This is a genomic window from Leptothoe sp. EHU-05/26/07-4, from assembly GCF_043421015.1.
Classification (GTDB): domain Bacteria; phylum Cyanobacteriota; class Cyanobacteriia; order Phormidesmidales; family Phormidesmidaceae; genus Leptothoe; species Leptothoe turfae.
Genome location: NZ_JAXSQV010000003.1, coordinates 394,344 through 414,304, shown reverse-complemented (window position 1 = coordinate 414,304; position 19,961 = coordinate 394,344). Strand labels below are relative to the sequence as shown.

At 47.3% G+C, this 19,961-nt stretch carries 19 protein-coding genes; 12 read left to right on the top strand and 7 right to left on the bottom strand.

Annotation, left to right across the window (positions count from 1 at the left end):
- Positions 1-34: 34 nt before the first annotated feature.
- On the bottom strand, positions 35-988 hold the full coding sequence (locus U2F10_RS09585; protein ID WP_250565432.1) for a cytochrome c oxidase subunit II: 954 nt from the start codon (positions 986-988) through the stop codon (positions 35-37).
- 638 nt (positions 989-1,626) lie between these two features.
- On the opposite strand from U2F10_RS09585, the gene U2F10_RS09580 reads away from it, so the two are divergent.
- The 8 genes from U2F10_RS09580 to U2F10_RS09545 all read left to right on the top strand — a co-directional run bounded on the left by U2F10_RS09580 (position 1,627) and on the right by U2F10_RS09545 (position 11,245).
- Positions 1,627-2,562 carry a COX15/CtaA family protein gene (locus U2F10_RS09580; protein WP_499871857.1) on the top strand — a complete coding sequence of 312 codons (936 nt, stop codon included), beginning with the start codon at positions 1,627-1,629 and terminating at the stop codon, positions 2,560-2,562.
- 255 nt (positions 2,563-2,817) lie between these two features.
- Positions 2,818-3,783, top strand: a complete 966-nt coding sequence (locus U2F10_RS09575; protein WP_163696148.1) for a heme o synthase — start codon at positions 2,818-2,820, stop codon at positions 3,781-3,783.
- 159 nt (positions 3,784-3,942) lie between these two features.
- Entirely contained in the window at positions 3,943-4,974 is a 1,032-nt protein-coding gene (locus tag U2F10_RS09570; RefSeq protein WP_499871855.1) for an ABC transporter ATP-binding protein, read from the top strand.
- A gap of 161 nt (positions 4,975-5,135) precedes the next feature.
- Positions 5,136-6,011 (top strand): ABC transporter permease, encoded by an 876-nt coding sequence (locus U2F10_RS09565; protein WP_163669441.1) that lies wholly within the window; start codon positions 5,136-5,138, stop codon positions 6,009-6,011.
- A 14-nt stretch (positions 6,012-6,025) separates the two neighbouring features.
- Positions 6,026-6,652, top strand: a complete 627-nt coding sequence (locus U2F10_RS09560; protein ID WP_163669443.1) for a TRIC cation channel family protein — start codon at positions 6,026-6,028, stop codon at positions 6,650-6,652.
- Between the two features lie 106 nt (positions 6,653-6,758).
- Positions 6,759-7,097, top strand: coding sequence for a hypothetical protein (locus U2F10_RS09555; RefSeq protein ID WP_163669445.1), 339 nt, complete (start codon positions 6,759-6,761; stop codon positions 7,095-7,097).
- A 275-nt stretch (positions 7,098-7,372) separates the two neighbouring features.
- Positions 7,373-10,570: a valine--tRNA ligase gene (locus U2F10_RS09550; protein WP_499871853.1), complete on the top strand. Its 3,198-nt coding sequence runs from the start codon at positions 7,373-7,375 to the stop codon at positions 10,568-10,570.
- 42 nt (positions 10,571-10,612) lie between these two features.
- Complete coding sequence (locus U2F10_RS09545) at positions 10,613-11,245, top strand: hypothetical protein (RefSeq protein ID WP_163696158.1); 633 nt, start codon at positions 10,613-10,615, stop codon at positions 11,243-11,245.
- Between the two features lie 28 nt (positions 11,246-11,273).
- Here U2F10_RS09545 and U2F10_RS09540 read toward each other — a convergent pair whose 3' ends face one another.
- Together U2F10_RS09540 and U2F10_RS09535 are read right to left on the bottom strand one after the other, a co-directional pair.
- Entirely contained in the window at positions 11,274-11,897 is a 624-nt protein-coding gene (locus U2F10_RS09540) for a dioxygenase family protein (RefSeq protein ID WP_499871851.1), read from the bottom strand.
- A 174-nt stretch (positions 11,898-12,071) separates the two neighbouring features.
- A complete protein-coding gene (locus U2F10_RS09535) occupies positions 12,072-12,701 on the bottom strand; it encodes a hypothetical protein (protein WP_163669461.1) in 630 nt (209 codons plus the stop codon).
- Positions 12,702-13,379: 678 nt separating this feature from the next.
- Between U2F10_RS09535 and U2F10_RS09530 the strand changes: the two genes are divergently transcribed.
- Positions 13,380-15,230 (top strand): metallophosphoesterase family protein, encoded by a 1,851-nt coding sequence (locus tag U2F10_RS09530; RefSeq protein ID WP_499871850.1) that lies wholly within the window; start codon positions 13,380-13,382, stop codon positions 15,228-15,230.
- Between the two features lie 271 nt (positions 15,231-15,501).
- Here U2F10_RS09530 and U2F10_RS09525 read toward each other — a convergent pair whose 3' ends face one another.
- The 3 genes from U2F10_RS09525 to U2F10_RS09515 are packed head-to-tail and all read right to left on the bottom strand — an operon-like array spanning position 15,502 to position 16,188.
- Positions 15,502-15,765: a HepT-like ribonuclease domain-containing protein gene (locus U2F10_RS09525; protein ID WP_499871848.1), complete on the bottom strand. Its 264-nt coding sequence runs from the start codon at positions 15,763-15,765 to the stop codon at positions 15,502-15,504.
- On the bottom strand, positions 15,759-15,890 hold the full coding sequence (locus tag U2F10_RS09520) for a hypothetical protein (RefSeq protein WP_499871847.1): 132 nt from the start codon (positions 15,888-15,890) through the stop codon (positions 15,759-15,761). Before U2F10_RS09520 ends, U2F10_RS09525 begins: the two co-directional genes overlap by 7 nt.
- Positions 15,883-16,188, bottom strand: coding sequence for a nucleotidyltransferase family protein (locus tag U2F10_RS09515; protein WP_163669468.1), 306 nt, complete (start codon positions 16,186-16,188; stop codon positions 15,883-15,885). The genes U2F10_RS09520 and U2F10_RS09515 overlap by 8 nt, the downstream gene beginning before the upstream one ends.
- Before the next feature lie 206 nt (positions 16,189-16,394).
- On the opposite strand from U2F10_RS09515, the gene U2F10_RS09510 reads away from it, so the two are divergent.
- From U2F10_RS09510 to U2F10_RS09500, 3 genes are all read left to right on the top strand, one after another.
- Positions 16,395-16,544, top strand: a complete 150-nt coding sequence (locus U2F10_RS09510) for a hypothetical protein (RefSeq protein WP_163669470.1) — start codon at positions 16,395-16,397, stop codon at positions 16,542-16,544.
- Positions 16,541-17,041 (top strand): helix-turn-helix domain-containing protein, encoded by a 501-nt coding sequence (locus tag U2F10_RS09505; protein ID WP_163669472.1) that lies wholly within the window; start codon positions 16,541-16,543, stop codon positions 17,039-17,041. Before U2F10_RS09510 ends, U2F10_RS09505 begins: the two co-directional genes overlap by 4 nt.
- 100 nt (positions 17,042-17,141) lie before the next feature.
- Positions 17,142-17,387 (top strand): hypothetical protein, encoded by a 246-nt coding sequence (locus U2F10_RS09500; RefSeq protein WP_163669474.1) that lies wholly within the window; start codon positions 17,142-17,144, stop codon positions 17,385-17,387.
- Positions 17,388-17,492: 105 nt separating this feature from the next.
- Here U2F10_RS09500 and U2F10_RS09495 read toward each other — a convergent pair whose 3' ends face one another.
- Entirely contained in the window at positions 17,493-19,520 is a 2,028-nt protein-coding gene (locus U2F10_RS09495) for a S41 family peptidase (protein ID WP_163669476.1), read from the bottom strand.
- Positions 19,521-19,961: the final 441 nt, after the last annotated feature.

The following is a 19,961-nucleotide window of genomic DNA, read 5'->3' as shown; positions in this document are numbered from 1 at the left end:
CGTTCTAAGGATGGGGGGTGGGCAATGCCAGCCCCTAAGGCATCAACGCCATATCCATGTGGGAATGGGGCATAGGCTCCGCTGGCATATGCAGAGAATCTTTAAAGTGAGCCAAATACTCAGTGTCGGTTTCAGCTGGTTTTTGGCTGGCGGCTGCAATGGCTGTTGAAAGGTCGATGGATCCACTAGCAATACGTTTCTGTACCCATTCGTCATACTCTTCAGGAGAATGAACGATCATTTGGGTGCGCATGCCGCCATGGTAAGAGCCACATAGTTCAGCACAGACAACAGGGTACGTACCCTCTCGTGTCGCCTTAAACACCAAAGTTGTTTTCTTCCCCGGAATCATGTCTTGCTTAATGCGAAACTCCGGCAGCCAGAACGCATGAATCACATCCTGCGCTTTGAGATTTAGCTTTACCAATTTGCCAACGGGAACATGGACCTCACCATCCACAATGCCAGTGTCAGGGTACGTCATGACAAATGCAAACTGCAGGCCCAGTACATCAATATTGAGGGTATCTTCAGCTAATTCACCAGGAGCAGGCGGTTTACCTAAACCAGACGCTGCCACCATGGGATAGCTGGATGTATCTTCATTCGATGATGCGTAGGCAAGCTGGACTGCCTTAGAGGAATGATGCTCCATTAAATTGAGACCGCCCATCTCGGTATAAATTTCAAAGCTATATACCGAGAGACCTAACACAATAATGGCTGGGATCGCCGTCCAAAGAATCTCCAGGGGAATGTTGCCCTCAATGTGAGGACCGTCGGTTTCATCCCCTTTCTTACGACGAAATCGAATCAAGGAAATCACCAGGGCACCCTCAACAATGAGAAACAGCCCGGTACCAATGGTCATCATTAAGTTAAATAACTGATCGACCTCACTGGCTTCGGTGGATGCGGCTACAGGCATCAAACCGTGGTTTTGACCGTACCAAAGACTGATCAGCGTAACGGCAACGCCGATCAGCATGGTGACAATAGAAGTAGGAATACCGTTCACGATTTGAACACTCTCCTGTGGGGTGGTCCGTTGTATAAAAATAGAATGGGTTAACGATGGAGTGGAGAAAACAGATTAAGGACGCTTATTTTTCTTTGGACACAAGAAAATCTACTTGTTCTAAAGTGCAGCTACCTAAGATAGGGTATTCTCGACAAATTGTCGGCCTCAGGTAGTAAGCTGTATCAATTCATTAACCTGTAACTGAACGTAACGTTCATGGGGTTATTGGGGTGAACCGTAGAGCAATATCAATAGAATTCAAAAGACGGATAGAAAGGATTTTCTAAAACTCCCCTCAAGGTAACGCTATCTCTTCGTAAATGACAGTCTTTGTAAAGTTGATTTTAGCTATTTAAGGATTTTCTTCAGATTCTTTTTGTCTTTGTGTATGTCAATGTGGCTAAAAGCCCTGAATAACAAGTGTTTCTGGAGTTTTTGCCTGATGGAGAAGACGTTATCATTTTAAGGAAATTTTATAAATCACACCAAACGAGAAGAAATGCTAAATGTATTTCATCGAAGGTAAAAAAATTTTCTACTCTGTAGAGAAGTGTTTCTGTTAATCGGTTTCAACTTCTCAATTTCTTAAGAGAGTTTTTAGATTCATGGCTCATTCCTCGTTATCCGCTCTCCATGCAGACAGTGTCTCTGGGTTTGATCCAGTGCGTTATCTGCGCCGCTGGGTGTGGAAAATGGCTATAGCAACTCTAATATTGATGGCCATTGGCAGTGCTACTCGTGTGATGAATGCAGGGTTAGCCTGCCCAGACTGGCCACTGTGCTATGGGCAAATTGTGCCTAGCCAACAGATGAATTTACAAGTATTTCTAGAATGGTTTCATCGCCTGGATGCTTCGCTGATTGGCCTGATGGCCATTGGTTTAGTAGTACTCGCTATGCGGTGGCGTGAATCCTTGCCAAATTGGGTACCTTGGGCAGCTTGTTTTGTTCTTTTTCTAGTTATTTTCCAAGGTGTTTTAGGTGGTCTTACGGTGACACAGTTGTTGCGGTTTGATATTGTTACCGCCCATTTAGGGACTGCACTTTTGGTGTTTTGCACTCTGTTGGCCATGGGAATGGCACTTTTGCCCTATCAGGCTAAGGGAACTGCCGGTAAATTATCCTGGCTGAGCGGCCTATCGGTGGTATTCGTTTATGCCCAAAGCTTGTTAGGTGGTTTGGTCGGTTCCCGCTGGGCGGCCCATCAATGTTTTGGGTTGGCGGAGTTATGTAATGTTGTCAACGCCCACCTGATTGGCATAATTCCTGCTAGCCTGGCAGTAATTTTATTGGCTGTTTTTGTCTGGCGCACGCCTGCTTTGGATAATGTGTTGAGATCGCAAGCTCAACTTGCTTTTGGGCTCCTGATTCTCCAACTCATTCTCGGCCTTGCCACCTTCCGACTTCATCTGCAGGTTGAGACCCTAACGGTCTGTCATCAAGCCGTAGGTGCTGGTTTATTAGGCACCTTAGTTTGTTTTACTGTCCTCTCCATAAGGGATAGATTCTTTGAAAGCGGCCCCTTGTTAATTAAGTCTTAGTTTTTTTTGAGCTTTGCTCTTCTCAGCTGACTGAGTATTTTGAGTGGTACGCGGTCAGATTTTTTACGCGACGCTTTTGGTGTCAACACTGATCGTCAACAAATAGATCGTCAACAAATAACTCAAAACTAAGATATTGATGCTGTTGCTGATTTAGGGGATGCATCGATCTTGCAGACTTGTCCTCAGCCAGTATTTTCCAGATTAATGTCTCCTTTCTCCTACGGACTCCTTCATACTCTTTTTTGATCCCTTATGCAGCCCTCCAATATTGCTTCTCAGGTTCACCACGAGAACATTAATCAAGTCTTTCGCAGTTATTATCAGCTCACAAAACCTCGCATCATTCCTCTACTGTTGATTGAAACAGCCGCTAGTATGTGGGTGGCCGCGCAGGGGCATCCAAACTTACTTCTGGTGTTAGTCACACTGATCGGCGGTTGGCTGGCGGCAGCATCTGCTCAGGTCATCAACTGTGTATATGATCGCGACATTGATTACGATATGGAACGTACTCGCGATCGCCCAATTCCTTCCGGGCGGATTCAAGTACGGGATGCACTGATTTTTGCAGGGCTACTCGCGCTGTCATCTTTTACCCTATTGGCTGGATTTGCCAATCTGCTGGCGGCCTGTTTGGCGATGGCTGGTATTGTTGTTTACATCGGTGTGTATACCCACTGGTTAAAGCGGTCTTCACCCCAAAATATTGTTATTGGTGGTGCCGCCGGAGCGATTCCTCCCATGGTTGGCTGGGCTGCGGTTACTGGCCACATAGGCTGGGCCGCCTGGATCTTCTTTGCCATCGTGTTTGTATGGACACCCCCTCACTTTTGGGCACTGGCCATACTGATTAAAGATGACTATGCCAAGGTGAATGTGCCCATGTTGCCAGTGATTGTAGGTAATGAAGAGACTGCTAAGCAAATTTGGCTCTACACCATTCTTCTGGTACCCGTGACGTTACTCATGGTGTGTCCGACGGAAGCTTGCGGTTGGCTATATGGTCTGCTGGCACTATTGCTGGGTGGGTTATTTCTACAAAAAGCCTATGATTTAAAGCAGTGCCCTTGCGATCGCGACTTGGCTCGAGGTGTCTTCAAATATTCCATCTTTTACATGATGCTATTGTCAGCAGCTATGGTGGTGGATAGCCTGCCTGTAACACGGTACACGGTGCAAGCCCTGGTCGGTTTTTTGGGTGGCACTTTCATTAGCTGATCGGCATTGCTGATCCTCGGGATGACTGTGATCCTTTACAGGACACTTAGCCTCACCTGGCCAAGATTTCCCAACTCAAGCTGATACCCTAGGCTACGAATCACAATTACAATGTAGTGTGATTCGTCAGCCCCAAAGGGCACCTACGTGAGGTTTAGGATGTCGCAGCCGCCTGCAGTTGTCATTGAAAGCCTTCAAAAACGCTATGGCGATGTCTTAGCGTTGAAGGATGTATCACTACAGATTGAACCTGGAGAAATCTTTGGTTTACTTGGCCCCAATGGTGCCGGTAAAACTACGACGATTCGCTGTCTGTGTACCCTGGCATTGCCCGATGCTGGCAATCTGGAAGTGATGGGGATATCAGTTATCCAGGATCCACGGCGGGTGCGACAGCGACTGGGCTATATCGCTCAAGAAGTTGCTCTAGATAAGGTCCTGACCGGTCGAGAGCTGCTGGAGTTGCAGGCGGCAATTTATCATCTGCCCACTAAACTGGCCAAATCCCGCATTGACCAGATGGTTGAGTTGCTGGAGTTAACCGACTGGGCTGATAAGAAAACGGGCACCTATTCCGGTGGGTTAAAAAAGCGTCTGGACTTAGCTGCTGGTTTGCTGCATCAGCCGGATGTATTAGTTTTAGATGAACCGACAGTGGGTCTAGATATCGAAAGCCGCTCAGCGGTATGGCGATTTCTGCGCCAGCTACAGGCAGCGGGTACAACGATTTTAATTACTAGCCATTATTTAGAAGAGGTTGACGCCCTGGCAAATCGAGTTGCCATTATCGATCAGGGTCAGGTGATCAGCTCCGGTACCCCTGCCGAGCTTAAGTCTAAAGTCGGTGGTGAGCGCATTACTCTACGCATCCGGGAGTTTACTCCTTTGAATGAGGCAGAACAGGCCAGTCAGATGCTTCAGGAATTGCCTGTGGTGCAAGAGGTGATCGTCAATAGCGCCCAAGGGAATTCCCTAAATCTGGTGGTAGAGTCTGAGGCCGATGCTCTAATGACAGTGCAAAAAGCCCTCAAAGAGGCAGGTTTACCCACCTTTGGCATTGCCCAGTCGCAGCCTAGCCTGGACGATGTGTACCTGGCGGCAACGGGGCGCACCATTATGGATGCGGAAATGGCCGCTGCTAGTAAGCGGGATATGAAAAAGGAAATGAAACAGCAAAATATGAAACGTTAGCGGGTAGTTTTGAGTTTTTAATTTTGAGTTGGATCTATCTCATGTAGGTATAGTCCAAGTAAAAGGATACTCACGCTTAGGCTCAAAATTCGCTACTCTGACCTCATACATCCAGACAGATAACTCAAACCTCAAAATTTAGAACTTATAGCTATAGATAGATGAGCAGTTCCAGTATTCAAAACAGTCAGCTACAGCAGTGGAAAGATGATGCGATCGCAGCCCCTGGCCTCAGCGAATTTATCCAAGAAACCTTAGCTCTAACCAAGCGCCTATTTATTCAGCTACAGCGCCGACCCTCTACACTGGCGGCTGGCATTATCCAGCCTTTGATGTGGCTGATTCTGTTTGGTGCGTTGTTCCAAAACGTGCCCCAGGGATTGTTTGGCGATAGTGTTAACTACGGACAGTTCATTGGAGCTGGCATCATCGTATTTACGGCTTTTGGTGGGGCACTAAATGCTGGATTGCCAGTGATGTTCGACCGAGAGTTTGGCTTTTTGAACCGGTTGCTAGTGGCTCCACTGGTGTCTCGATTTTCCATCGTGATTGCCTCAGCGCTGTTTATCGCCGCCATGAGCATGGTGCAAACCGCTGCCATTGTTGGCCTCAGTACATTTCTCGGTGCGGGGTTGCCCAGTGTTGCTGGTTTAGGGCTGATGGTGGCCATTATTTTAATGCTGGTGCTGGGCGTAACCGCCTTTAGTCTAGGGCTGGCATTTGCGTTACCGGGGCACATTGAGCTGATCGCCGTTATCTTTGTGACTAATTTGCCGCTGCTGTTTGCAAGTACAGCATTAGTGCCCCTATCATTTATGCCCCGCTGGCTCAGCATCATCGCCAGCCTAAACCCCCTCAGCTATGCCATTGAGCCCATTCGTTACCTTTATCTCCACAATAACTGGAGCTTTAGCAACATCGTCATGCAGGCTCCCTGGGGTGATATTTCCATGGGTACGTCCATCTTGCTGCTGGCCGGTTTTTGTAGTGGTGCCCTAGCGTTGGCGTATCCATTGATTAATCGCCGTATTGCCTAAGCTTGGTATAGACAGTGATTCTGCATATTCTAGATTTAGTGGGTGTTGCTGTCTTCGCCATCAGTGGAGCCTTAGCAGCGGGACGCAAGCACCTGGATTTGCTAGGTGTGGTCGTGATTGCAGTGGTTACAGCCATTGGTGGCGGAACTGTACGGGATATTTTACTAGATCGGCATCCGGTCTTTTGGATCGAAAGGCCAGTGTATCTATCTGTAATTTTAGGATCAGCGTTGCTGACGGTGGTCTATACCAAATTTTTTAGTCCTCCCCATAAATCCTTGCTAGTCGCCGATGCCTTTGGACTTGCCTTATTTTCCATTAGCGGTGCCCAAATTGCCGAACAGGGCAACCTGGCAGCCTTACTCGTGATCGTCATGGGCACAATTACCGGTGCTGCTGGTGGCGTTCTGCGGGATGTCTTGTTGGTGAATATTCCAGTGATTTTGAGGCGAGGTCGAATTTACGCAACCGCTGCCATCGTCGGCATTATGGTCTATCTGGCGTTACAAAGGTTGGGTATGGTGCAGACCTGGGCCGCTCTGGTGGGGATGACAATAGTTGCTGGATTGAGGTTGGCTGCCATTATTTGGGGGTTGATGCTACCAATTTTTAGCCTTTCGGATCCCCCACTAGAGCATTAGCCCAGTTAGCCAATTAAAAAAATTGCCTACAGGTGTATCAACCCTAAATAGTCTTGCTAAACTATGGGCATAATGCATAGCAAATAAACTCACAGTAACCTTTCCTATGGCAAGCATCCTTAAAAATGTATTCGCTTCTGTAATAGGTCTAGGTTTGGTCCTAGGTTTTGCAACCGTTCCAGCACTAGCTCAATCCAATGGTGGGTTTGAGGATTTAAGCGGTGATTCTGATAATAATGAAGTGTTCGGTGGTAGCGGCGTTAGTTTGACTGACCTGCTAAGCAATGCTCGTCGCGCCGATGGTCTAAGTCAGGGTGAGTTTAGCCAAAAAACCGATCGCGATATTGACGAAGCCGCTGCTGATTTTCGTCAGCGTCAGCAGGAAGCCATTGGCACCCAGCAAGGTGGTGTGGTAGGCACACCTGAGTTGGAAGAGCAGCTTTAGTCTTTAAAGGGAAATAGGGCATAAGCAGTAGGGATCAGCCTACTGCCTAGGTGAAATCCTTAGATAAAGAAGCCTTCGGGGGTAGCATTGCTACCCCCGTTTGTTTTAAGAAAACGACTATTGCCAAGCTTGAAATTTCCCCCCATTGCCCACTCCCCATTCCCTATTTCCCAAAATTTCAAGCCGATACAGCACCAGTCCTGCGACACTTTCCGGTTATGGCCTAACATTGGTTAGTTAGTCATTAATATCGCGCTCAAGGTACCCCTAAGGAAATGACCGCCCCTAATTTATCGAGCCAGTACGATCCTTCCCAGACCGAATCCAAGTGGCAGTCCGCTTGGGAAGACAATGCTGTATTTAAGGCCGATCCAGACCATGGTGGCGATCCATTTTGTGTGGTGATTCCACCACCGAATGTCACTGGTAGCCTACACATGGGTCATGCCTTTGAGAATGCATTAATTGACACCCTGGTACGCTACCAGCGAATGAATGGGCGTAATACCCTGTGGTTGCCAGGAACCGACCATGCCAGTATTGCGGTGCAGACCATTCTTGAAAAAGAACTGAAAGCCCAGGGCAAAAACCGTGAAGATGTAGGCCGTGAAAAGTTTTTAGAGCGGGCCTGGCAATGGAAAGAAGAGTCTGGCGGCACCATTGTTAACCAACTGCGCAAGTTAGGTGTATCGGTAGACTGGACCCGTGAGCGGTTCACTATGGATGAAGGCCTATCAAAGGCTGTATTACAGGCGTTTACTAAGCTCTACGAAGAAGGACTAATTTATCGCGGCAACTATATGGTTAACTGGTGCCCTGCCAGTCAGTCAGCGGTGTCCGATGTTGAGGTTGAAAACAAAGAGGTAGATGGTAATCTCTGGCACTTCCGCTATCCATTGACCGATGGGTCTGGCCATGTGGAAGTTGCTACCACACGTCCCGAAACCATGCTGGGTGATACGGCAGTAGCGGTTAACCCGGAGGATGAGCGCTATCAAGAGATGGTGGGTAAGACGCTAACGTTACCGTTGGTAGGTCGTGAGATTCCAATTATTGCTGACAACTATGTGGACAAAGAATTTGGGACCGGCTGTGTCAAAGTGACACCGGCCCATGATCCCAATGACTTTGCCATGGGTGAGCGCCACAATCTGCCCATGATCACCATCATGCATAAAGATGGGTCGATGAATGAAAACGCAGGCCGCTTTGAAGGCCTTGATCGGTTTGAAGCGCGTCAGCAAGTTGTTGCGGCTTTGGATGACGTGGATGCGCTAGTGCGTATAGAAGACTATAAGCATAGCGTTCCCTATAGCGATCGCGGCAAGGTGCCGGTCGAACCGCTGCTATCTACCCAGTGGTTTGTCAAAATTCGTCCCCTGGCCGATAACGCTCTGGATGCGCTGGATAATCATCAGTCTCCCCGGTTTGTTCCTGAGCGTTGGACCAAGGTATACCGTGATTGGCTGGTAAATCTGCGCGATTGGTGTATCTCGCGGCAGCTATGGTGGGGGCACCAGATTCCTGCCTGGTATGCTGTGAGTCAAACCAATGGTGAAATTACCGACACCACACCATTTTTTGTCGCTGAGTCAGAAGCAGAAGCTCGCGCTAAAGCAATTGAACAGTTTGGCGAAGGCGTGCAGCTAAAGCAAGATCCCGATGTTCTTGATACCTGGTTCTCCTCCGGTCTGTGGCCTTTCTCAACCATGGGCTGGCCCGATGAAAATGCCAAGGACTTCCAGGCTTACTACCCCACCACCACCCTGGTCACCGGGTTTGACATTATCTTCTTCTGGGTGGCCCGTATGACGATGATGGCGGGACACTTTACCGACACCATGCCCTTTGAAACGGTGTATATCCATGGTCTGGTGCGGGATGAAAAAAACCAGAAGATGTCCAAGTCCAAGGGCAACGGCATCGATCCGCTGGTGCTGATCAACAAGTACGGCACCGACGCTCTGCGATACACCCTGATTCGTGAGGTGGCTGGCGCGGGTCAAGATATTCGCCTGGACTATAACCGCAAGACTGATGAGTCGTCTTCGGTGGAAGCGTCTCGAAACTTCACCAATAAACTGTGGAATGCCTCTCGGTTTGTGATGATGAATCTGGGGGGCAAAACTCCAGCGGATTTGGGTGAGCCTGAACCTACCAAGTTAGAATTATCAGATAAATGGATTCTCTCCAAGTTTAACCAGACCATTACAAATACCCGAGAGTATCTCGACAAATATGGCATGGGTGAAGCTGCCAAGGTGCTGTATGAGTTTACCTGGGGAGACTTTTGTGACTGGTACATTGAGTTGGTGAAACCCCGTCTTTATGGAAAAGATGAGGATTCAAAGCTGGTGGCACAACAGACGCTAGCCTTTGTTCTTGACGGTATTCTCAAGCTGTTGCATCCGTTTACACCCCACATCACTGAAGAGGTTTGGCATACACTGACTCAGACGGGTGAGGATAGTTATCTGGCGGTGCAGCCCTACCCCACCGTGCGACCTGAGCTAGTGGATGCTGAGTTGGAGAAAGACTTTGACCTACTAATTGGTACTATTCGCACCATTCGTAACTTGCGGGCTGCCGCAGGTGTCAAACCTTCGGCCAAAATTGAAGCGATTCTTAAAACCGATGATGCCAATGAAGTCCGTATTCTGAATGCAACTCAGGTGTATCTCAAGGATGCGGCCAAGGTTGAGACGCTAACAATTGGTAGCACCACGTTGACAGCAAAGACCTTAGCGGTGACAGAAACTGCTGGTGAAGCAACATCGCCAGATACCTCTAACGATTCCGAGAAATCTGAGTCTGGTGAACTACCAGAAATTGACTGGGCGGATGGTATAGATGCAGTGCAAACTCTTCTAAAGCATCCCCTCGGCTATATGGGACAGGCATACAAAGCCGCTAAAAAGCCTGCATCTGTTCTACTGTTTCTGGGGTTAAGTGCTCTGGGGTTGAGATTGGCGGCAGCTGTGATTTCTGGCATCAATACAGTGCCATTCGTTGGTCGATTTTTCCAGATGATTGGTGTGGGTTACACGGCTTGGTTTGGTGGTCGCTATCTGCTAAAAGCGGCCAACCGTCGACAGCTTTGGGATAACACAGTTGGTCTCTGGGATGAAGTGGTCGGTACCTTTAGCAAGGATGAGAGTGCGCCAGAATATGATGCAGAACTCACACAGAAGCTTGTAGGCATCAGAGACACTCGACAGATGTTTGCCGGTGTATTTGGTACTGTGCAGGTGCTGATTCCGCTGACGGGTCTGGTGGATGTGGATGCACTGAAGCAAAAGATCGAGAAGTCTCTGGCTAAGGTGGAAGGGGAAATTAAGTCCATCAATGGTCGTTTGAGTAATCAGGGCTTTGTCGCTAAGGCTCCTGCCCATGTGGTTCAGGAAGCTCGGGACTCTCTGGTTGAAGCAGAGACCCAGGCAAAACTGCTGAGAGAGCGGCTAGCGATGCTGTAATTGTGTTGTTCCAGCTGTTGTTAATTACAGAGGCATAGGCGTATGGCGCACTTCCCAAGGTTTAAGTACGGTGTGTTTTTACTCGGTGCAATAACATTCTTGGGCAGCTGCGCAGCCGCCTCTGGGCCAGCTGATCGTCAAGACAGTGTTGATCGTGTCGCTGATGACGTACAAGTGCAAGATGAATTGGTTCAAGAGGATATAGCTGCTGAGGGTGCGATCGCACTAAACCCCGACTCTAATCCTGACAAACTCAATCCAGTAACAAAAGCCCCCTCAGTTGCTAGCCAACCCGTTTCTACCGATAGTGGCCAGGTCTTATTTTCCTGTCATACCGCTGAGGATAAGCTGATTGCCCTATATGACCGGGATACCGTCATCAAGTATGTGTTTGGCCCGGAAGAGCAGCCCGAACTTGTACTCGACGTGCCTCGCGAGGAAGCATCCACATTTCAGTGGCAGGGGATTGGCCGGTATGAAAATTATTCCATCAGCATTCCTAATAAAGACACGGTTTATATAGTGTCTTGGGCACGGGATCGTTTAGACATTAATCAACCGGCTGAGGCTGGCGTAAGTGTCGAAATTGATGGCGAATATATCACCACCGTAGACTGCGTTTCGGATATTATTCACAACATGATCGGCGTGGATTTATCGCCGACACAGCTTTAATCAAACCAGCTAAACTTAATTACAGTATCTAAATTGTTTCCAGGACAAAGTTAAAGGCAGCTTTTTTACGACCATCGCTATCATCTACAGCCATTAAAAGAGCTGGGTTAAAGAGAAAATCTCCCTGATTGGCAGGCTCCCCTGGAAAGTAAAGCTGAGTGGTAAGAATAGGTTGATTGGGAGCTTGTACCTTGATATGGAAATGACGGGTGCGCCCAGGGTAAATACCGGGCACGATGGTTTCAATGCGGTAGCGTCCATCTGTGTCTGTAAACTGATGACCGCGAAAGGTGTAGCCACGATTGTCGTATTCACCTTGGTTATTGGTGTGCCAGCAGTCTACTAAAGCACCAGCAACGGGCAAACACTGCGACGAGAGCACCTGACCTGTAATTAACACGGGCGTGCCCGGCAACCCTGGCTCTAATAAAGATTGGCGTTCTGGGGAATCAGGGGTATAAAAAGGACCTGCGGTTTGGGATGGTGTGGTTGCATCATGACCGCAGGCGGGGGTGGGTGACAGAGCCTGGGCCGTCTGATGTGTAGTGTTTTTGGTCAATAGTGAGCGGCTACAGGTGGCTGATAGAAATGAAACGAGGGTGGCAGGGCCGATTTTCAGAAGCGTGCGACGATTTAACCGTGTATTAGGCATGAGGGACCACCATGGTTTCGGTATTTGATTTTATGGTAAACCTGGATTTTCCAAATCGACTGCCTGTAGCCATAGTTAATCCTTCTAACCATTAAAAGCATTGGTTAGAGGGACATGGGTAGGTGCGATCGCACCTTATATTCGATCAACTGTCACTTTTCGCGAGCAGTGTCTCTACGATGCTGGCTGTTCTCCTAACTCTTCAGCATCTCCAGCCGCTTCTGTGGAACTTTCCGTTAGATTGGTGCCTTCATTGGTATCCAATAGCATCTCAGCTGTTGGAACTCCTGTTTTTTCCTTTTGGAACAAGGCTTCTACGCCATCTTTCCAGTTTTGATATAGGTTACTGATCCGGGTTCTCCATTTCTCACGATTCTGTTCTGCTTTTTGTGGAAACCAGGAGAAGATTAGCAGGTCAAGTACAAGCTCTATACTTCTGACTACGGTCAATATAAAACCTGTTAGGAGTTTGTAATGGATTAAATAGTAAGGTGTAAAAAGAACTGCGGAGAACCAGAGAAGATTATCAAAGACTTCTTTATCTAGATTAAAAGAGATGCTGACGTGAACACGTAAAAGGGTGTACCACAAGGAAATAACAACCAGAGTGCTGACGGTAAACCCTATAAATCCTTCGGTTTTCTGCCATAGGAACTGAACTAAACTCTTTGCTGTTGTCCAAACGACACCTGCCAGTGCCAAGGCTAATACACCGTAGGTAGCAATATTTGTCCAGTCAAATTCACTAAGGTCACCGAACATTGAGATGTCGATCTGCTGCAGCCAATCAATTAGAGATTCCATAATTTTTCGTTCCTTGGCAAGGATGCTTCACGTTGCAAGATAAGGAATTTTCAGCGTTGCCTTTCATCGATAGCGTAACGTCTACATATCGTTCTGTAACGTACGGTTTTCACCATCTATCTGGCCTTTACCTACAGCATCATCTGAGTAGATTCCTGCTTGATTTATGATGTTTCTGACTAAGACTTGTTTGAACGTTTGCCAATCAGTGGAGTGTGTTTCATTCCGATGTCCACCTCCATCATGCAGAAAAATTTTCTAAATGGTTCCCTTCGACTCCGCTCAGGGAACGGCGACTGACTCTCCTCAGGGAGTAGAAATCTACTTGGAACTAACTATTCGCTCCCCTCGACTCCGCTCGGGGAGCACCACCAAACTTTTTGTGAAGGCAAGCCAACAGACAGGCTAACCGCGTAAAGTTTCCTTGAAGATAAGCTTCTCTTAAAAGAGAAAGACCAAGTTAATCAACTTCAGTTAATCTTTTATTAAAGTTCTTCTCATTTGATCTTCATTACTGGCGTATTTTTCGCCCGCTGAGAAGCCTCCTTCCAGCCTTTACCGCTGCTGGGATGAACCGATCTGGAAGATGCGCTATTTAGCCATGTCTTTCAGCTGAAATCATAGTTCGGATCAGCAATGCCCCTGATTTAAAGAACATCACATCTATCGCTTGAGCTTATGCCCTCAAATCGTTTTAAGCTGTTTAGCCATGCTCTGTTAGCAACGCTAAGCACGAGCCTAATGGCTGTCTTGCCCGCCCAGGCAGCCACCTTTCGTGTAAACCCCTATTTGCAACAGCCGTCTTCCGACGGCATGTACTTCACCTGGTTCACTGAAGCAGACATTGCGGGTACCCTCACGATTACTGGGGCTGATCTCACTACACCCCTCACATTCACTAGCAATCCTTCCTTAGAACCCGTTTTGGCTTACACCAATGCCGAAAAGGGTCAGGAAATTGGTGATCTGGGGCAAGGTTCCTGGTTACTGGGTGATAATAACTACAAGCACACGATTGATGTACGTGGCTTAGCACCCAACGCCACTTACGATTACACCGTTGCTCTGGGTGACAATATATTCAACTCTACCTTCAAAACAGCCCCCACTGCAGATGATTGGGATAGCATTCGCTTTATTACCTTTGCCGATAGTGAAACTCAACCGGCAGGTCGTCTCATTGGTCGTGATTGGCAGCAGGGGGCTTTAGCACCAGGGTCAGCAGCTCGTCCCGATCCAGAGAGCAGCCTGTGGGCTGAGACCTTTGGCACAACCGGTACTCGCCTCCGCTATGCCCTGACTGAAACAGAAGGGTATGCGGCTAACCTCGCTATTGTCAACAGTCGTCAGCCCGACTTCTTGATGATGCCTGGAGACCTGATGCAGGGTGGCGGCTATCAGCCTGGCTGGGATGAGTTCTTCCGTCACAATGCGGGTGAGGTTGATAGTGGTTTATCTGAGTATCCATTGCTGCCTGCCCTAGGCAATTGGGAGAACTTTGGTGCTCTCAATGGTGGCTATGGTATTGATGCCGATGGTCGCTTTGGGCCTAAGTTTGGCCGTGATAAGTTCCACACGTACTTTGATGCGCCTGACAATGGCACACCTGAGCATCAAGACAACTACTACCGCATTGACTACGGCCCGATTACTATTCTCACTTTAGATAGTTCTAACGGTGAGCCTGACGATACCCGCGATAACTATGGTGGCGAAGGCCAGCCCCCGAAAATCAGCGGTCTGGAATTTACTGGCCCCGGTACTGATACTCAGCAAAATTATACTCGTGAACAGTATGAAGCGGCGGGTGGCACCGACTTGGCTGACTTTAATCCTGGTAGCCCCCAGTGGAATTGGGTGATTGAGCAGCTTGAAGATGCCCGTGCCCAGGGTCAAATCATCTTTGCACAGTTCCACCATGCCCCTTACTCTAGCGGTACCCATGGTTTTGCGATGAATCATGAGCTTTCCAGTGGCCAGGGGGGAACGCCCTTGCGTCAGTACCATCCCCTATTTGAAGAGTATGGTGTTGTTGCTGTTTTCTCAGGCCATAGCGAGATGTTTGAGCGCAGCTTTGTTGATGAAGATGGCGATGGCGTTGGCGTGCAATACTACGATGTGGGTGTTGCAGGCGACGGTCTGCGTGGCGAAGTTCGCACAGAGGATGGCCAACCCTTAGGGTATAACGCTTTTAGCCAATGGACGGCTGACCAGGATGAACCCGAGCTATGGCAAGAGGTTGATGGTGTTTTACAGATCATTGAAGGGGGTAAGCACTACGGCCATCTCGAAGTTAATCTTGAGCGTCAAGGAGAGAATACGACAGTCACCTTTACTCCGGTGTATAGCTTTCCGCTGCTTGACAGTGACTACAGTTTGCTAGGCACTGAGCGGCGTGTGTACAGTGATGAGATTTCACTGTTGATTACCTCAGAAGGGACTATTGCTCCGGTGCCTGAGCCGGGTATAGTGTCTGCGCTGGCACTATTTGGTCTGTCTGCCCTAGGCATTAGGAAGCGTCTTCACTAGGGCTTAGCATCAGCAAATAAATCATAGTAAAAACCAAGCAATGGTATGGCTGAAAGCCTTCTTTTGCTTGGTTTTGTGTTAGTTTTACCAACCATCATTGTCAAATCACATCTGGACCATCGCAGGGAGTTTTCACAAAATCGTGTCGAATAGGCCTGCAACCCCTGATTTCTCATTGAAAATCAGTGATTTACACAAAAATCCAAAGACTCTCGGATTTACCCAGGGAACCATTTTAATGTACGTCCTAGATACCAATCAAATTAGACATTTAGCCTGAGGAACCTGCGTCTTTATACTCTTCAATCATCTCCTTGATCACCAAAGCAAGGTTAGGAATATCATTCTGACAGATATCAAAAATCTCGTCTGCATCTAGATCAAAATAATGGTGTGACAAAATATCTCGCACACCCTTAGCACCTCTCCAATTTACAGAGTCATAACGCTCTAAAAAAGCACCTTGTGTTTTGGCATCGATATTCTTCAGATTTTCTCCAATCGCAATTAACATCATGCTAATGCCATCTAGCATATCCAAACCATGATCGCTATCAAAAAATCAGCGGCAGAGCCAATACCTGAAAATCTTCGCCTAATGCGCCCCAGAGCCATATCAATCTGGAGTAGCTTTTCATAAATCAATACTCGATCAGACATAAATTACATCCTGATCGATTCTACGTTTGAGATAAGGATTCATTCGTTCCCGATAACGCACCACATCTACGGGCCTATCCAAAAACTTTTCTAGTTCTTCCTTGATGTTGACCCTTATAAAAAGGTTAGGACGCTTCATTTCCAGGACAATATCCACATCACTACTCTCAGTCGCCTCACCTCTGGCAACCGAGCCAAAAATACCCAGCTTCGTCACACCGTATTTTTCCTTCAAAGTCGGCTGTATACGGCGTAGAAGGTCTAAAACCTGACTACGTTCAATTACCTCTGTCTTCATTCCATCACCTCCATAACTTTTATTGTATCGTTCTCGGCATCCCCTATCCCTTACTGCCCATGCATTACAACGCTAATAGCTTTTTAGCTTGATCGCTTACTTGATTACCTACTTAATCGACACCTTACTATGAGCCGTCCCAAGCCTCTAACTATGCACTGCCAAAGCATCGCTTATCATAGAGGCTAAGCTGCTTATCCTTCTCTATGGTTCAATCCGACATCAGAAGCAAGCTCCATCCCCTAGAAAATGGCGATCATCTCAATCGCTACGAATGTGAGCATCACTACAATGCCACCCTACACCTCCAGAAAGCAGAACTGATCGAAGGCCAACTCCATGGGCAGCTCAAATGACTGTCAAGCCTGGTAGCAAATACTATCCGCTGTTTGAGCATTTGCAAAAATGCAACGAGGATGCAATTACGCTTACATTTGCCAAAATCGAAGCGGTGTTGGATAACACCTTGCCCACTTCAGCATTTAACAAAAAAAATTGGTGGAGCAATCGTGATAGTTCCAGCGCCCTTCAGGCCAAAGCCTGGGTTCATGCTGGCTATCACATCGAAACTGTTGATCTAGCGCAACAAACAGTTACCTTTCGTAAATTTCAGGCAGAATACAACATTCAGAAAAAGGATGGGGCTGTTGTTTGGCAACAGGATGCCATTAAGGCCCTGCGTAAGCACATGAGCCTGACCCAAGCCCAATTTGCCCAAGAGTTAGGTGTGCGTCGACAAACGGTTAGCGAATGGGAAAACGGCGTCTATGATCCCGATCGCTCAAAAACAAAATTTCTAGAACTGATTGCTAAACAATCCAATTTCCAGAAAATGTTGTCAGAACAACAATAATTGTTTGACTTGTGTCCGGTTAGCGGTCAAAATGAGTTATGCGATCAGGTGTACTCCTGGCGCAAGTTTTTGATCATTACTATTTCGGAGATTACAGCTGATGCTGACCGATCCAACCAAAGGGGCAACTGCGCCCACAGTTCCGCCTGCTCCAGAACCGCTAGCTGAACATCAGTTTGAGATTGTTCGCCATATGCTCTTTGGTAGCCTTACCAGTGTGCACCGGACTATCCAAGAGCTGCATAGTAAGCATTATGCTGAACCCAATGATTGGAGTAAGCCTATGTCTACTGGACGGCCTAATGAGGTGATGGCGATTTTGACGAAGAAGGTGAGAGTGGCTTAAAAGAGCAGCTTTTGGTATAGCTCGATGGGGAGCTATCTACAAAGGAGTATGCTACTGACAATAGAGCATACTCCTCTGGCTTATACAGTCTCTAAACAACAGAGACTAAAGGTCTAACATCCTGGATGCCACGTATTCATTCGCGTTGAAACCTGCCAACTCTAATAGCATTGCTCCAGCTGGCAGAGAGACTTCAATGGACTGAATACCGTCTGTAACTTCGAAACTCTCAATCGGACGACCATCAACATAGATGTCAACACGGGTAAGCCCCAGGGTTTCTACTTGAAGGGTAAGCGTGTTTTGATTCAACGTAGTTGTCACATTCAACCTACGCACAGACATCCTTGAGAGAATCTCTCCAGCCTTGTTAAGGAGATCGATATTGCCTAATAGCAAATCATTCTTTGTCATGTGGTAGCGGGAATCTGGTGTGATCCCTAAATCTTCCACCGGGGTACCTGCTTGTTTGCCAACCCGGAGGGTACGGCGGATAGCAACCCGCATATTAGCCCCGCCGGGTAAGTCCTCATAGGGTGTTCCATCATCCGGTGGACTAGGAAAGCGTAATAATGCTTGCAACAGACCATGGGTCCAAACATTGGCACCGCCCGCTCCCGTATTATCATCGATGCCAAGTACATGGCCAATGTCATGATCTTGGAAGCCTGCTGCAAAAATATCGGTTGCACTGTAACAACGGGCATCGGTGATCAGTACTACGGGGCCGTGATATCTCTGGCCGATTTGATTGGCAAAATCAATGGGCGTAATGGGAAAACCACCTGAGTAGACAGCACCCGTTTTTACTGAACGACGAATTGAAGGTACCCAAGCTCCAAGGTCAATTTGACCAGTGGGATTGGTTTCATGTCGCTGACAAATACGTAGGTTGAGAGACGTATTAACAAACTGAGTAGGCTGTGGTGCTATATCGACAGGCGTTAGCACCTGTAGCAGGCCTTCACTGGCCCAAATGTGCCCCCCCCCATTGCCCCGAACATCCAGAATTAAACCATTCTGCGGTAGTAATTCAACTAACCGAATAAACTCGTGAATAAATGCCCCTGGATCATTCACACTAAACGTAAAGATCCGAATGTGTCCAAACTCTCCAAAGGTTGTGTTCACACTTTTTGCGTGGAAAACACTACCCATGGTGGTTGGCACTGTCTGCCCGGCAACCGCTTTTTGGGTGGATAGTTTGGTTTCTTTCGTTTCTGCTGCCAGTACTTCTGGCGCAAACAGCATTTTCTTGGTTTCTTGAGTGATATGAGCTTCTAAATCAATCCCCTGAGAAGCTGCGCTTGTACTCAATGAATCTGCATTAGCCTCAACAAACGTTGGTGGGGAGGACGTCACAATCCAATCTTGCTTAATTTCGCGATCAACACCGTCAAGATCGGTGTAACCAATCACAACCCACAACGCGTCTGGTGGTAATGAACGTACTAAAGGACGAATAGTGAGTCCATCAATTCCACGAACATGGCGGGCTGCTAAATTACTGCCTGCATGTAAATCTCCAGATAATGCAATGGCGCGACCAATCGGCACCCCATTCCAAAGCTTGATTTCTACACCCGTCTTAAAGTGTGGATGCGAGAATCCCTGAACAAAGTGAGTGGCAATATAATGTGGCTCACCGTTTTCAAAATATTCTTCAATCTGGAAGGGTAAGAAAGCAATCTTGCCTGCAAATGGAAAAGGTAAAAGATAGTTTGTATGTAGATCCCGAACAGAGTTGAAAATATCCAATATTTCACTGTGAAATGTCAGTTCACTCTCTAATTCGGCATCCGTTTCTTGTTCAAGGCGATGTTTGATTAGACGCAGTTTTTGAATAGGATTGACCCCATGCATCGATTCCTTTAAAGGCAAATGAACAAAATTATCCTCAAAAAGAATGAGAGCTTGTTCAACGATTTGTTTACGTTTGTCGAGACTTAAGACACCAGCAGCCGTCTCAAGAAAAGTTTTTAGGTCAGTTGCATCAGCTAACTGTTGTTTAATAGCAGGATGAACGCTATTTAAAAAAGTAAGACCAATCTTTTCCTTATCATGACCATTCAACTTGGAGCTTCTTGTCGCTGACGTGATTCTTTTTGCTCGTTTTGTATCTAGTCGCACCATGGTTTTTCTCCCACGACATTATATATTACGGTTGACAGACATCTTTTGGCAGAGTGTCTGCGCAGAGTGTCTGCGTAGAGTGTCTGCAGAGTGTCTACAATTCGCGCAATCGTTGACTATTCGGCTTCTGAAAAACACTTTCTATTGGCTTATTTGCTTGTCTAAACCCCTTAGCATAAGCTTGAAAACTTACTAGAAATTGGGCTAGCTAGTTAGCTCTTAGAGAAAAAGATCATCTATGTTCCCAGCATGATACCCTAGGCGGAAAAACCTCTGCCTAAGCTCCAAAATCGTGACGATTAGGTCGTAAAGTTGACAATTCAATCTAAGAACTTAAGTATAGTCACCATTTTTAAGTTCGCTTTGATCTATTTAAAGTTTATTCATCATTCCGTCTTAAATTTTGATGCTTTAGTGTTGGTTGCGATCGCTAATAATGGC